At 59.9% G+C, this 13,303-nt stretch carries 13 protein-coding genes and 1 pseudogene; 10 read left to right on the top strand and 4 right to left on the bottom strand.

Annotated elements, in window-relative coordinates; genetic code table 11:
- Positions 1 to 13: 13 nt before the first annotated feature.
- The 3 genes from LPU83_RS44175 (at position 14) to LPU83_RS44165 (ending at position 2,856) form a co-directional block, all read left to right on the top strand.
- Positions 14 to 853 carry a helix-turn-helix transcriptional regulator gene (locus tag LPU83_RS44175; protein ID WP_024313833.1) on the top strand — a complete coding sequence of 280 codons (840 nt, stop codon included), beginning with the start codon at positions 14 to 16 and terminating at the stop codon, positions 851 to 853.
- Positions 854 to 940: 87 nt separating this feature from the next.
- Positions 941 to 1,618 (top strand): YbhB/YbcL family Raf kinase inhibitor-like protein, encoded by a 678-nt coding sequence (locus LPU83_RS44170; RefSeq protein WP_024313834.1) that lies wholly within the window; start codon positions 941 to 943, stop codon positions 1,616 to 1,618.
- On the top strand, positions 1,615 to 2,856 hold the full coding sequence (locus LPU83_RS44165) for a multidrug efflux MFS transporter (protein WP_024313835.1): 1,242 nt from the start codon (positions 1,615 to 1,617) through the stop codon (positions 2,854 to 2,856). Before LPU83_RS44170 ends, LPU83_RS44165 begins: the two co-directional genes overlap by 4 nt.
- Before the next feature lie 64 nt (positions 2,857 to 2,920).
- On the opposite strand, the gene LPU83_RS44160 is transcribed toward LPU83_RS44165, so the two are convergent.
- Positions 2,921 to 3,808, bottom strand: a complete 888-nt coding sequence (locus tag LPU83_RS44160) for a branched-chain amino acid aminotransferase (RefSeq protein WP_024313836.1) — start codon at positions 3,806 to 3,808, stop codon at positions 2,921 to 2,923.
- A gap of 240 nt (positions 3,809 to 4,048) precedes the next feature.
- On the opposite strand from LPU83_RS44160, the gene LPU83_RS44155 reads away from it, so the two are divergent.
- The 5 genes and pseudogenes from LPU83_RS44155 to LPU83_RS44130 form a co-directional block, all read left to right on the top strand.
- Positions 4,049 to 5,089: a zinc-dependent alcohol dehydrogenase family protein gene (locus tag LPU83_RS44155; RefSeq protein ID WP_024313837.1), complete on the top strand. Its 1,041-nt coding sequence runs from the start codon at positions 4,049 to 4,051 to the stop codon at positions 5,087 to 5,089.
- A 516-nt stretch (positions 5,090 to 5,605) separates the two neighbouring features.
- Positions 5,606 to 5,764: a hypothetical protein gene (locus LPU83_RS73415; RefSeq protein ID WP_176703581.1), complete on the top strand. Its 159-nt coding sequence runs from the start codon at positions 5,606 to 5,608 to the stop codon at positions 5,762 to 5,764.
- A 122-nt stretch (positions 5,765 to 5,886) separates the two neighbouring features.
- Positions 5,887 to 6,351: a cupin domain-containing protein gene (locus LPU83_RS44145; RefSeq protein WP_024313838.1), complete on the top strand. Its 465-nt coding sequence runs from the start codon at positions 5,887 to 5,889 to the stop codon at positions 6,349 to 6,351.
- Between the two features lie 410 nt (positions 6,352 to 6,761).
- Complete coding sequence (locus LPU83_RS44140) at positions 6,762 to 8,120, top strand: IS5 family transposase (RefSeq protein ID WP_037069148.1); 1,359 nt, start codon at positions 6,762 to 6,764, stop codon at positions 8,118 to 8,120.
- Between the two features lie 384 nt (positions 8,121 to 8,504).
- Positions 8,505 to 8,929, top strand: a pseudogene (locus LPU83_RS44130) (CNNM domain-containing protein); the annotation flags it as partial.
- On the opposite strand, the gene LPU83_RS44125 reads toward LPU83_RS44130, so the two are convergent.
- From LPU83_RS44125 to LPU83_RS44115, 3 genes are all read right to left on the bottom strand, one after another.
- Positions 8,862 to 9,188, bottom strand: coding sequence for a hypothetical protein (locus LPU83_RS44125; protein ID WP_225039867.1), 327 nt, complete (start codon positions 9,186 to 9,188; stop codon positions 8,862 to 8,864). The pseudogene LPU83_RS44130 and the gene LPU83_RS44125 overlap by 68 nt on opposite strands.
- On the bottom strand, positions 9,169 to 9,717 hold the full coding sequence (locus LPU83_RS44120; RefSeq protein ID WP_244656135.1) for a nucleotidyltransferase domain-containing protein: 549 nt from the start codon (positions 9,715 to 9,717) through the stop codon (positions 9,169 to 9,171). The genes LPU83_RS44125 and LPU83_RS44120 overlap by 20 nt, the downstream gene beginning before the upstream one ends.
- A 209-nt stretch (positions 9,718 to 9,926) precedes the next feature.
- Positions 9,927 to 10,202: a hypothetical protein gene (locus LPU83_RS44115; protein WP_024317922.1), complete on the bottom strand. Its 276-nt coding sequence runs from the start codon at positions 10,200 to 10,202 to the stop codon at positions 9,927 to 9,929.
- A gap of 536 nt (positions 10,203 to 10,738) precedes the next feature.
- Here LPU83_RS44115 and LPU83_RS44105 point away from each other — a divergent pair.
- On the top strand, positions 10,739 to 12,121 hold the full coding sequence (locus tag LPU83_RS44105; protein WP_037068948.1) for an IS701 family transposase: 1,383 nt from the start codon (positions 10,739 to 10,741) through the stop codon (positions 12,119 to 12,121).
- 291 nt (positions 12,122 to 12,412) lie between these two features.
- A complete protein-coding gene (locus tag LPU83_RS44100; protein WP_024317920.1) occupies positions 12,413 to 13,195 on the top strand; it encodes a DUF6030 family protein in 783 nt (260 codons plus the stop codon).
- Positions 13,196 to 13,303 lie beyond the last annotated feature (108 nt).

Here is a 13,303-nt window from a genome sequence, read left to right as displayed (position 1 = left end):
GGCGGACAATCTCATGCTGGAAGCGCAACACATATTGGAGCGGCTGCAGAAGCTTGCCGCCAAGGATAACCGCCCGCTGGCCTTGCCGGAGGTGGCGGAGCGGTCCTCCGCGCTCTTTACCTTCGTGACGCGCGAGCGCGAGCGCATCGCCGGCTGCGCCTTTCCGCGTGCTTCGATCGTGGCGATCGTCGAGGGGTCGAAGGAACTCGTGACCATGGGACGGCAGATGCGCTTTGGCGCGGGCACCGTTCTGGTTCTTCCCGGGGGTTGGCAAGGCGATGTCGTCAATGACCCCGATCCCGCAAGCGGCGTCTACCGCGCGATCTTCATCGGCTTTCCCGACGAACTTGTGGCGCGGGCGGCCCGTTCGTTCCCGCCTCAACGTCCAGTTCGGCCAATCGATCTGCCGCTCGACACGGCACTTGCTGCCGCAATTCACCATGCTGGCGATGGCATAGCGGCTGGAACACTGCCGCCCGCGCTGATCGAACATCGGGTGATGGAAGTGCTGATGGTGCTTGGCATGCGCGGCGTCCTGCCGGTGAAGCCGACGACGACCAGCGACGCCGTGCGCACACTCATCCGCTGGCAGCCGGACAGGGCCTGGACCGCCGACGCCATCGCCGCCGAACTCGGCACCAGCAATGCGACGCTGAGGCGACGGCTTGCCGAGGAGGCAACATCACTGCGCGACCTGCTCGCCGAAGTGCGCGTGGACCTTGTCGCGGCACTGCTGTCGGAGGACGGGTTTTCGCTTCGCGAGGCAGCACTTGCGGCCGGGTATCGTTCACCGCGACGCTTTGCCGAACGCATGCGGGCCAGACAGCGTGCGACACACGCCGCGGACGTTTGAGCTTTTGCGACCATTCTTTGAGCGTTTCTGCGCATCGAGCAATCGCCGCGATTGCTAGAGCTGTCTCATCGAACAGGAGACAAGCTCATGCGCAGAACGATAACGGCAACCACCCTCATTCTTGTCCTCAACGCGATGCCAATCCTGGCCACGGATTTGCAGGTCACCTTCGAGAAGAGCGGCAAGGGACGCACACTGCCGGCGGAGAATGCCTCCTGCATCGCGGCGGGCGGCAAGGAAGCCGCCGGCAATAACAGGAGCCCCGCCCTTTCCTGGTCGAAGGGTCCGGCGGGCACGCGCTCGTACGCACTTGTGATGACCGATCCTGATGTGCCGCGGGACCTGTCGCTGCTCAACAAGGACGGAACGGTGATCGCGAGGGACGCAGCGCGTATGGAGTTCACGCATTGGATGCTGGCAAACATCCCGACCGCAGTGACCCGGCTGGCGGAAGGCGCCGACGGCGACGGCCAGCAGCAGGGAGGATTGCCGCTGGAGAATACGAAGCACGGCCGGCGCGGGCAGAATGGTTTCGCAGCCTTCTTGAAGGATGGTCCTTACGGGGGCTATATGGGCGCGTGCCCACCCTGGAACGATCTCCGCATCCACCGCTATCGGGTAACGGTTTATGCGCTCGATACCGGCCGGCTTATGCTTCCCGACGCCTTTACCCGCGCCGATTTTCTTGCCGCCGCAAAGGGACATATCCTTGCCTCCGGCGCGGCTGAACTGACCTATACGATCAATGCAAAGGCGCTGAAATGACCGATACCAAATGGGACGCAGCCGTCGTCGATAGCGGCTCGATCTACTGGAAGCGCAATCTGGTCATTTCGCTGCTCGGCTCCTTCACGACGATCGTCGCGATGACGCTATTGCTGCCGTTCCTGCCGCTCTATGTCGAGGAACTCGGTGTCAGCGATCACGCGGCGATCGTGCAGTGGTCCGGCATCGCCTATGGCGCGACCTTCCTGGCCGCCGCCTTCGTGGCACCGCTCTGGGGCCGGCTCGGCGACATCTATGGACGCAAGCTCATGCTGGTGCGCGCCAGCGCCGGAATGACGCTTGCGATTTCGCTGATGGGCATGGCCGACAGCGTCTGGCAACTGGTGGCGTTGCGCCTGTTCGTGGGTCTTGCGGGCGGCTACTCGTCCGGCTCGATGGTGCTGGTTGCCACGCAGACGCCGAAGGATCGATCCGCATGGGCGCTCGGCGTGCTCGCCTCCGGTATCATGGCGGGCAACCTCGTCGGTCCGCTGATCGGCGGCGCGCTGCCGCCGCTGATCGGCATTCGCAACACGTTCCTGGCCGCGGGCGGGATGATCTTTCTGGCGTTCCTCGCGACAACCTTCCTGATCAAGGAAGAGAAGTCCCCTGCCCGCAAGCAGGCTGCGAAGGCGAGCGGCGGCTGGGCCTCGATATCAGACAAGCGCCCCGTAATCGCGATGCTGGCAACCGGCCTGCTGCTGATGCTCGCCAACATGTCGATCGAACCGATTATCACCGTCTATGTCGCGCAGCTCACAGAAAATCCGGGCAAGGTGACGATGATCGCAGGCATCGTCATGTCAGCGGCAGCACTCGGCAGCATCCTGTCGGCGTCCCGCCTCGGCAAGCTCGCCGACCGCATCGGCCACTGGCCTGTCATTGCGGGTGCGCTCGCGGTTGCCGGCCTGCTGCTGATCCCGCAGGCATTCGTGACGAACTCCTGGCAGCTGATCATCCTGCGCTTCCTGATGGGCATGGCGCTCGGCGGCCTGCTGCCCTGCATTTCCGCGGTCATCCGTCATAGCGTGCCGGATAGTGCCGCGGGCAGCATTCTCGGCCTGTCGGTCTCCTCGCAATATGTCGGGCAGGTTGCCGGGCCGGTACTAGGAGGATTTGTCGGCGGCCATATCGGCATGCGGGCCGTGTTTCTCGGCACATCAGTGCTGCTGATTGCTGGCGCCGCCTATTCATTTCTGGTGCGGCCGCTCAACGCCTCTATGCAGGACCGCAAATAAGCTCGACGCCGGAACGCGCTAGGGCTTCCACCGCGGCCATTGTACTCAAGTGAGAAATGGCGGCTTAGCTGTCACTTTCGCTGCGGCCGAAGGCCCAGTCCATGTAGAGCTCGAACGCCTTGCGGGTGACCGGCCCTTGCTGGAAATCGCGGCCATCGAGGCGGTTGATGCCGACGACTTTGGAATAGTTGCCCGTCGTGAAGATCTCGTCGGCATTCATGAAATCCTCGACCGAGAGCGTCACTTCGCGCAGCTCGAAGCCCGCCTTGCGCAGGAGGCCGATGACACGGGCGCGGGTGATGCCGGCAAGAAAGGTGCGGTTGGCGATCGGCGTCGAGACGATGCCGTCCTTGACCATGAAGACGTTGGAGGATGCCGTCTCGGCGACGTTGCCATTCATGTCGCGCATCAGCGCATTGTCGAACCCGCGGCTTTTCGCCTCGGCGATCGCGCGGCCGCTGTTTGGATAGAGCGAACCGGCCTTGGCATCCGTCATCGCCGTTTCCGGCGACGGGCGGCGATAGGGCGAAACGGTGAGCGAATTCGGCGCGTTGTTGCCGAGCGGCGCTTCGAAGAGGCAAAGCGCAAAGCGCGTGGACTCGCCGTCGACGGTGACGACGCTGCCGGCCGACCCGTGCTCGCCCCAATACATCGGCTTGATGTAGATCGGCGTCTTGCCGTCGAACTTCTTGATACCGTCCCAGGCGAGAGCCTCGATCTCCTCGGCTGTTTTCACGGGCTTCAGGCCCATACTGCTCGCCGAGCGGTTGACGCGCTCGCAATGCAGGTCGAGGTCCGGCGCGATGCCATCGAACCAACGTGCGCCGTCGAAGACCGTCGAGGCCAGCCACATGGCGTGCGAGGTCGGCCCGATGAGCGGCGGGTTGCCAGTAAGCCACTCGCCCTCGACGTAAGTCCAGGTGGTTGAACGGGGCGATGTGTCGACGGCCATAGGCATTCTCCTTGAAAAGTTCGAAGAGCAAAATCCCCACGCGAAGACCCGGTCAAGTGGAAATCCACACCCCGGAATCCTACGCAAGAAAATGGCGGAGAGGCTTCCCAGGGAGTAATATTCATGCGCGATCCCTTAAGCGCCATCGATGGGTATATCACTGAAAATCATGGATTGCGCGATTGGAAGCAATATCAGCGTCGTGCCATTATGCACCGGAAGCGATGCGGAGTGAAATCGATGAAAGCCATGTTCTACGACGCCTTCGAGAAGGCTCCCGAAATCCGCACCCTGCCCGATCCGACGCCCAGCGAGGATGGTGTGGTCATTGCCGTCGGCGCGACCGGGCTTTGCCGCAGCGACTGGCACGGCTGGATGGGCCACGATCCGGATATCAAGCTGCCGCATGTGCCGGGCCACGAACTGGCCGGCAAGGTGGTCGCAACAGGCAAGGGCGTCATGCGCTTCAAGATCGGCGACCGGGTGACCGTGCCTTTCGTTTCCGGCTGCGGCCATTGCAGCGAATGCCATTCCGGCAACCAGCAGGTCTGTCCGAACCAGTTCCAGCCGGGCTTCACGCATTGGGGCTCGTTCGCGGAATACGTGGCGATCGACTATGCCGATACCAACCTCGTCCATCTGCCTGATAGTATCGACGACGCGACGGCGGCAAGCCTCGGCTGCCGCTTTGCGACATCGTTTCGCGCCGTCGTCGATCACGCGCGCACCGGCCCCGGAGAGTGGATCGCCGTGCACGGCTGCGGCGGCGTCGGCCTTTCGGCAATCATGATCGCGACGGCGCTCGGAGCGAACGCGGTCGGCATCGATCTTTCCGACGAGAAGCTTGCCTTCGCCCGCGAATGCGGTGCGGTGGCGACGATCAACGCAAGCAGCGTAGCCGATGTGGCGGAAGCGGTGCGTGAAATCACCAAGGGCGGCGCGCACGTCTCGATTGACGCGCTCGGCCACCCCGTGACCTGCTTCAACTCGATCAAGAATCTGCGCCGCCGCGGACGGCATGTGCAGGTCGGCCTGATGCTCGGCGAATATGCGGCACCGCAGATCCCGATGGCGCAGGTGATCGGCCACGAGCTGGAGATCTACGGCAGCCATGGCATGCAGGCCTGGCGCTACGATGCGATGCTGTCGATGCTGACGTCAGGCAAGATCGCGCCGCAGAAGCTGATCGGCCGCCGGATCACGCTCGAAGAGGCGATCCCCGGGCTGATGACGCTCGATCGGGCGGAAGGGATCGGCATCAGCGTCATCACGCAGTTCTGACTTCGGGCTCGCACAGCCGACCTCAATCAAAACGAGCAGCTCAGGTTGCGATACCCTCTTGATTGCAATGTATGCGGCCCACTACCGGACGGACCGGCATGGAGGGGCAAATGGCCACGCGTTTTATTCTTTCTATCGACGGCGGCGGCATCATACCAGCCGTCATCCTGGTGGAACTGGCAAAACGACTTGACGGTTTTGCGCTACACAAGGTCTTTGACCTGATCGCTGGAACATCGTTGTGGCCGGCCTGCCCTGCCCTCATCCATCAAACACCGGCGAAGCCGCCTGCACGCCGACCGATCTGCTCAGCCTTTACGAGAACGAAGGCGCCGATATTTTCCGGAAGCCCTGGCTTTCCGATGTCTTCAATCCCTTCGGCCTCAACGATCCGAGCGACAACGCCGATGCGCTTGAGACAAAGCGAACCAGCGCCTCGGAACCGCGACGCTCGACAAGGGGCTATCTGCCGTCCTCATCCCCGCTTGCGACATCCGCAACCGCGCAGCGCTGTTCATGTCGAACTCCGACAAGAAGAACAGCAATTTCCGCTTCTGGGAAGCGCGGGCGACCTTGGCCGCGCCGACCTATTTTCCGCCGGCTCTGATCGAGCGCGTCATCGCCAGGCGCATTCTCGCCGCGCAGAGCGACACGCAAGAGAGCGCCGCCGCTTGAAGCGGCAAACGCGAAAACCCATATGCGCCGGACAAATCGCGACGCGACGATCGGCGGCTGCGGGTTGCCAAGGGCTTCGGAAAGGTCTAACGGGCTCGCCGCCAAAAAAAGAAAAGCGAGACATGATGTCCAACTCATTTGTGAAAGCGCCCCAGGCGAGCGCGAAGGTTTTCTTCGTGCTGGGCGATCGGATCGAGCGACGCGCTCGTCTGCAGGGAGCCTGGCTCAACATCTTCGACACTACAGTGCCGCCGGGCAGCCGGACGCCACTGCACCGTCACGCGAGCCCCGAGGTCTTCCGGATCATCGAAGGCCGACTGACCATCCGCCGTGCGACGGAGAACGGCCTGGAAGAGTTCGAAGCCATGGCAGGCAACATCGTCCGCATCGCGGCGAACCAGGCGCACGCCTATTCCAATCCCGGCCCGCAGACGGCTGTCTTCTCGGCCATCGTCGACCGCGATATGGCGGAATTCCTTGAGGCTGCCGGCTCGCAGGAGCCGCCGAAGGCGACACCCTCCGCGGAAACGATGGAACGCATGAAGGCCGCGGCCAACGCCCACGGCATCACCATCCTGGCGGCCTGAGCTTCAAGAGCCGCCCGGACCGCAACTTCGGGCGGTTCCCCTGTTCCTACAAGATACTGTCACACTAAGACCATAGGCGATTTTGCTCGCGGGCCCGTTGCGCTTCTTCCGGTTCCTCTCCAAAATTGCGACATGCCTGACAGCGACCCCTCCAGTACCGGTTCCGCCCGTTCGAGCCGTGATATTCCGGCAGACGATGGCGGCGACCACTGTAGAAGAAGCGACCGCGATCGTCGGCCGTGAAGAACTCCCAAGCGGCTGATTTAGCGTAAGAATCGAGCAATCTGCAGATCTTCTAATTGCAGGAAACAGCCGACGAATAGGCTGTTTCCTTGCAAAATCAGTTTGAGGTTTCCCTGGTTGGCGAAGCGTGATTCACTGGGTTATCGCGATGAATCGGAGAGCCAGGAATGGGTAAACCACGCGAACGGCGCGAAACGGGTGAACAGGATTTGTTCCGATCCCGGCTGGACCAGATCATCAACATGAAGCACGAACTGGTGCGCCTGGCGCAGGCGATCGACTGGCCTGTGTTGGAAGCCCGCTTTGGGACGGTGTATTCGGACGGAGCGGGCATGCCGCCATTGCCGACGCGGCTGATGGCGGGGCTGGCCATTCTTAAGCACACGTTCAGCCTGTCGGACGAGGCCCTGTGCGAGCGCTGGGTGGAGAACCCCTATTTCCAGTACCTGTGCGGCGAGGAGTTCTTTCGGCACGACCTATCGTTCGACCGCTCCTCGATGACGCGCTGGCGGCAGCGCATGGGCGAGGAGCGGATCGCCGCGCTCTTGCAAGAGAGCCTGGCCGTGGCTGTCAAGACAGGCGCGATGAAGCCGCAGGATACGCGGCAGGTGATCGTGGACACGACCGTTCAACCGAAGAACGTCATGTTCCCGACGGATGCCAAGCTTATTCACCGGGCGCGCGAACGGTTGGTGCGGCTGGCGAAGAAAATGGGGCTGGATCTGCGCCAGACCTATCTTCGGGTCGGTAAATTCGCCCTGATCCAATACCAACGCTACGCTCATGCGAAGCAATTCAAACGGGCCGGCAAGGCACTGCGCAAGTTGAAGACCTATCTCGGCCGGATCGTTCGCGACATCGAGCGTCAGATCGCCGGTGACGAACAACTCGACGCGATCTTCAAATGGTCGCTCTATCAGGCAAAAACGGTCATCGAGCAGCGGCAACGTCAGCGTGGCCGCAAGATCTATAGCCTGCACGCCGACGAGGTCGAGTGCATTGGTAAAGGCAAGGCGCACAAGCCCTATGAGTTTGGAGTGAAGGTGTCCGTGGCCACAACACTGAACCGTTCAAAGGGCGGGCAGTTCGCTCTGCACGCGACGGCGCTGCCCGGCAATCCCTACGATGGCCACACGCTCGCGACCGTCGTTCCGGATATGGAAAAGATGATCGGCAACGAGGTCACCCGCATTCTGGCCGACGCTGGATACCGCGGCCACAATGCTCCCGAAAGTCACAAGCTGAGGGTCTTCACCAGCGGCCAGAAGCGCCGCCTCACGCCCGCCATCAAGCGCCAGATGCGACGACGATCGGCGGTCGAACCCGTCATTGGACACCTCAAGAGCGAACACAGAATGGACCGCAATTATCTCGCTGGCGAACAGGGGCATGCCGTCAATGCCGTTCTGGCCGCAGCCGGATACAACTTCTCCCTCCTGCTGCGATGGTTCAGACAGCTTTTGTGTCTGGTAGCCGCACTAATCTCCACGTCCCAGAGCCGATCGATACCGCAGCTCAATGTCTGATATCGAGTTCTTCACGATCGACGCGATCGCTTCCACGCGAGGCATCCAGCCGAAGGCAAAGCGGCTCTCTTCATCATGATTGCAGTGAACGAGGCCCGGCGTGCTGCGCTCACCCCCATTTTCATGCCAAAAGGAGCGGTCCAACTGATATGGCCGCATTGAACCACTGATGTTCTTCGACTGGATATCCGACCCTTCCGCTTGGGTCGGCCTTGCTACCCTGATCGTGCTCGAGATCGTCCTCGGCATCGCTTCCCCGCACGAACCTGTAGCTGAGCAGGAAAATCAGATAGTTAGATTGGCTACAATGTAGCCGAGGGCCGAGCTGACGGCATTCGACGGGAAATCGTCGCGCCCTAAACGCTTGCAAATGAGACTTGCCGAATGTCACTTTCAAATCTCGCCCGCGACTACCTCGGCATCGCCCCAGTGCTCGTGCTCGTCGCTGCAAATGGCTTTTTCGTTGCCGCGGAGTTCGCGCTCGTTTCGGTCCGCCGCAGCCGTGTTGCCGAGCTGGTTCAAAGACGTCGCACTAATTCGAAAGCGCTGCAGGTCGCGGTCGACAATCTTGACGCACATCTCGCCGCGACACAACTCGGGATCACAATCTCGTCGCTCGCACTGGATGGGTCGGGGAGCCCGCCTTTGCCCACCTCATCGAGCCAGTTCTTGAAAACATTGTCGGGGGTTGGTCGGAAACGGCATCCCATACGATCGCCGTCGTGATCGCTTTCGTCATAATCACGTCACTGCAAATCGTCCTAGGAGAGCTTGCTCCCAAATCTCTGGCACTGCAGCTTTCCCCAGCGCTGCTTTCAGAAGCTTGGTGATAGCTTGATGGTCGTCTTGGTTGATTTCGCCGCGGAACTTCGCTGTCAAAGCGTCGGAATAAGCGATCGCGCAGTTGATGACGGTTGACATCGACGGATTGCCGATGTCGCCAAGGTCTGCGACAGCATTGCTGTTACGCGCGTTCTTGAGGTAGCCGCGGGCTATCAGAAGCCTACCGTTGGCAAAAGCATCATCTTTGTTCTTCGTAGATCCGGTTCTAACCACGTCCCTCTCCATTGAAGCCGATCGCATCTTCGGGACGCTTTCCAGAAAGGACGATTGCTTCCGATATGACGCTCTTCCACCATGGATCCGAGTCTTTATCTAGTCTTTCGATATCGGCAAAGTCCAGCCCGACCACATTAGGGAGAAAACCAAATCTCTGCGACGCATCCCTCAGTTCCTCACGGATTCGTTCAACTATGGAGGCAAGTTCGTCTGCTTGGGCGACTATACCAATGTCCAGATCGCTATCCCGTCTATCTTCTCCGCGGGCAACACTTCCGTAGTAGAACAGACTGAAGAACGGCTCTCCGGCGGCGCTTTGCCGGACTGCTTCCAAGATCGCAGTAAAGCGGTCGCTTTCGGCTTTGAACAGATTCGATAGCGCTGACGAGAAATAATGGTCAGCATTCAAGCAGTACACGCGCGACCGCCCCGCCCCAGACGAAGATACGATCCCTAGCGAAACGAGATCGATTAACGCTTTTCGTACACTTTCCGGAACCAGCCGGCTTTTGCGAACAATCTCGTTGGACGCCAGCATTCCTCCATGTAGCGAAAGGACCCTTAACACGCGTGTGTTCGAGTCGACGCCAAGAATGGCGGTAATGGGATACCGTATCGCGCTTTCTCGTGATGATCGGGCCATTCGGCTCCTCGACAAAAACCAGTTGTTTAGCTTTAAGACCAGATACCTAGTTTATGTGCTAGATATTTGGCTTTAAGACTAAATATCTGGTGTCTGTACAAGTGTCAATCGAGCAGATCCGGCGGCCGTCGCCCGCTGAGATCACCGACAGCGTCACTAGGAGTACGGGGACGGACCCGCTCCTCCATCACCTCCACCCTTTCCCGAAAAATCGACAGCCGCCTTGCGTCAACCTTGTCTATATCGATCAGACGCACTGCGAATCCCGGACACAGCAGCGGATCCTGATCGACAGTCTCGGTCATGATCCGTTCGAGAAGGGCTGAGGGATCACGTTCTGCGAATGGATTGCCCGGCGCGATCCAACCTGCCTTCAACATTGCGACAGCCGGGTCGTCGGCGATCAGTAGACGTCCGGAGCCTCGGCATGAGGAACAAGAACCTCAGGGCGCGGCGTCCAGCTTTCGACCAATCCAGGCTGCCCCACAAGTTCTTTGAACGTTAAGGGTACATCCATGCCACGCCGCAGCATCTCGGCTACCATCGCACCTCTATGCTTCGTTTGTTGCTCGACGTGGAGCAGCCTGTTGCGCCCGGCGGTGACAACGATATCAGCTCTATACGTTGCCTGTGTTTCCCGATATTCCTCCCCGACAAAGGTCATGTCGTTCGCGCCGATGGGCTCAGAAGCGCCAATGCATCCGGTGCGGATTCCTACCTCCGGCTAGTCGGTGTTCGTTCCACAGAAGTCGCAGAACGTCGGGCTTTTGAAGGATCTTTTTCAGATGGACATCATAAGCTCGACTTTGTACAAAATCGGTGGTGATTTCGGGGGCATCTGAGCAGCCCTGGGTGAATCAATTCGCCGCAGGGTCCCGGCCTTGCGCCATTCGTTTGATCGGATTCGAACGAATGGATGAGCGAACAACATGATTGTAGCCGTGAGCCGGGAGACGCGGTCCCCCACATCCTTCGCAAATGGCTGTCGCCGTTTCGTTTCTGGTTTACCGCGCCAAGCTGGGAGCATCTGCTGGTCCTGGTGATGGGTGCGCTCCTTTCGCCTGGCAAGCGAACGGTGACGGCCTGCCTGCGCATCACCGGACGCGCGGAGGTAAGTAATTTTGCCGCCTATCATCAACTCCTCAACCGAGCCCGCTGGAACCCTCGCACGTTGGCGGCCCGTCTGCTGTCCATCATTGTTGCCCGGCTCGTGCCCGAGGGCCCTGTCGTGATTGGCATGGATGATACAATCGAACGGCGTTGGGGCCAACGCATCGCCGCGCGTGGAATTTATCGTGACCCGGTGCGCTCCAGCCATGGCCACTTTGTCAAGGCCAGCGGCTTGAGATGGTTGAGCTTCATGGTTCTTTCACCTGTCCCATGGGCAAAATGTATTAAAGCCCTGCCGGTGCTGACGATCCTGTGTCCCTCTGAGCGCCATGATCAGAAGAAGGGCCGAAAGCACAAGCTGCTGACTGATTGGGCAAGGCAAGGCGTCTTGCAGCTTTGCCGCTGGCTGCCGGGCCGCGAAATCATCTTTGTCGGCGATAGCAGCTTTGCCGTTCATACACTGGCTGCGGCTCTTCCCGACACGGCCACTCTCATCACGCGGTTGCGTCTGGATGCCAGTCTCTTTGCTCCACCAGATCAACGGCACGAACATACGCTCGGGCGACCGGCGCAAAAAGGCAGGCCATTGCCGAAACTGAAAACGCTCCTCAAAGACGCAAAGACCGAGTGGCAGCGCATCGTCGCATCGTCCTGGTACGGCAAGCAAACCGACAAAACCCTTGATGTCACATCAGGAACCGGCCTCTGGTATCGGCGTGGAACGCCCCCAAGACCAATTCGCTGGGTTCTCGTTCGCGATCCATCAGGCCGTCGTGAACCCCAGGCGTTCATGAGCACCAACGTCAACCTTGAGCCCGCTCAGATCATTGCCTATTTCGTTCGGCGCTGGCAGATCGAGGTCACCTTCGCCGAAACGCGAGCGCATCTTGGCGTGGAAACCCAACGGCAGTGGAACGACAAAGCCATCATGCGCACGACCCCGTCGCTGCTGGCGCTCTACAGCCTCGTCACACTCTGGGCATGCGATCTGCTCGGTCATGGCGTCCTTCCCTATGCCGCCGCCTGGTACAAGAAAACAGAGTTCACCTTCTCCGATGCCATCGGTGCGGTTCGCATGATCCTGTGGGATCAGGATATTTATCGACAGCACCCGCCAGACCCGGACATTCCTGAAACTCAACCAAGCCGCCTCAAGCGGATGACACAAGCACTTTGCTTCGCTGCATAATGTACAAAGTCGAGATAAGGAGTCAGTTCTTTTTCCCGCAGTAGGTCGGCAAGTCGGTCAATTGCAGAAACCATCACTCACTCCCTGAAAGCGCCGATCAATATCGGGAGATTCCTACTGACAAGTTACGCTAATCGCGTTGTGTCAGTGCAGCTCGCTGACCGATGACTTCCAAAGGCCTTCAACCACTGCTATGTTAGCGATCTCGCATTCGCGCTTACGACGGTATTGGATTTGGGAAACCAGACTTCAGGAAGTCGAGCAACCCCGCCGCTCTGGATCAAAAGCCGCATGGCGCTCCTCATGGGGCTCTGCTGCCTTGCAATCATAGGTGTCGTTGCACTGTCGAGCGCGCCCTATTGGCACCATCTCGTGACAGGCAGCGCACATCCGGTTGTTCACAATGAGGCCCTGTCCTCTCAGCCGACTGGGGATGCGATTGCAGAGCCCGTCGGTTCACGATCCTCTACGTTGAATGAAGCGCGCCTTTTCGAGGCTCCAATTTATGAACTGGCCAGCCAGTTCACCCGCACCTGGCGGATTTCCGGACCCCAAATCTGTGCAGCGTTTCGAGACGCCGGCATTGAGGCGACAGAGTGGCGCGCCGCTTCCATGCGCAGTGTGAGTTACGAATGCTACTTTCAGCGCATTTACGAACGAGACGAGGTTCGTCCTCTACGCTCGACCTTCCTGCGCGTTCGCGGGAACGCGTGGGGAGAGGTCCTTGAGGTCAGTGGTAGAATTGTAGGGCCGACGACGGAAGATCAAGGAAGCCTCGATCCGTCCCTTATGCGCATCTTCAATGTTCTGGTCAGCCAAGCAACGTGGGGAGACTTTCAGGACACGCTGGTCCCGATCCAGAAACTATTGGATGTCCGATCCGAGCGCTTCGGTGCATCTTTCGAGTTCACACGAGAACTGAGCCACGAGAACAGTTACGATTTCACCCTGGTCCTTTCCCAGACCTCCAACGAGCAGACTCGTACGAGAGCGTATTTCTCCCAGGAGAGATGGATGGTCAATCCGGATTACAGGAGGATACGTCCCGTGCTTCCAATGCTGTCGGGCCGATAAGCGGAACTGCCAAAATAACCCCGTTTTGCCAGCCGGTATGTTGCCGCATACGTAGGTCGCGATACGAAGTGCTCACGACAGCCTCCGTCAAACTGACCCTGACGCGGT

Source organism: Rhizobium favelukesii (assembly GCF_000577275.2).
Classification (GTDB): domain Bacteria; phylum Pseudomonadota; class Alphaproteobacteria; order Rhizobiales; family Rhizobiaceae; genus Rhizobium; species Rhizobium favelukesii.
This window is presented reverse-complemented; position numbering and strand designations above follow the sequence as displayed.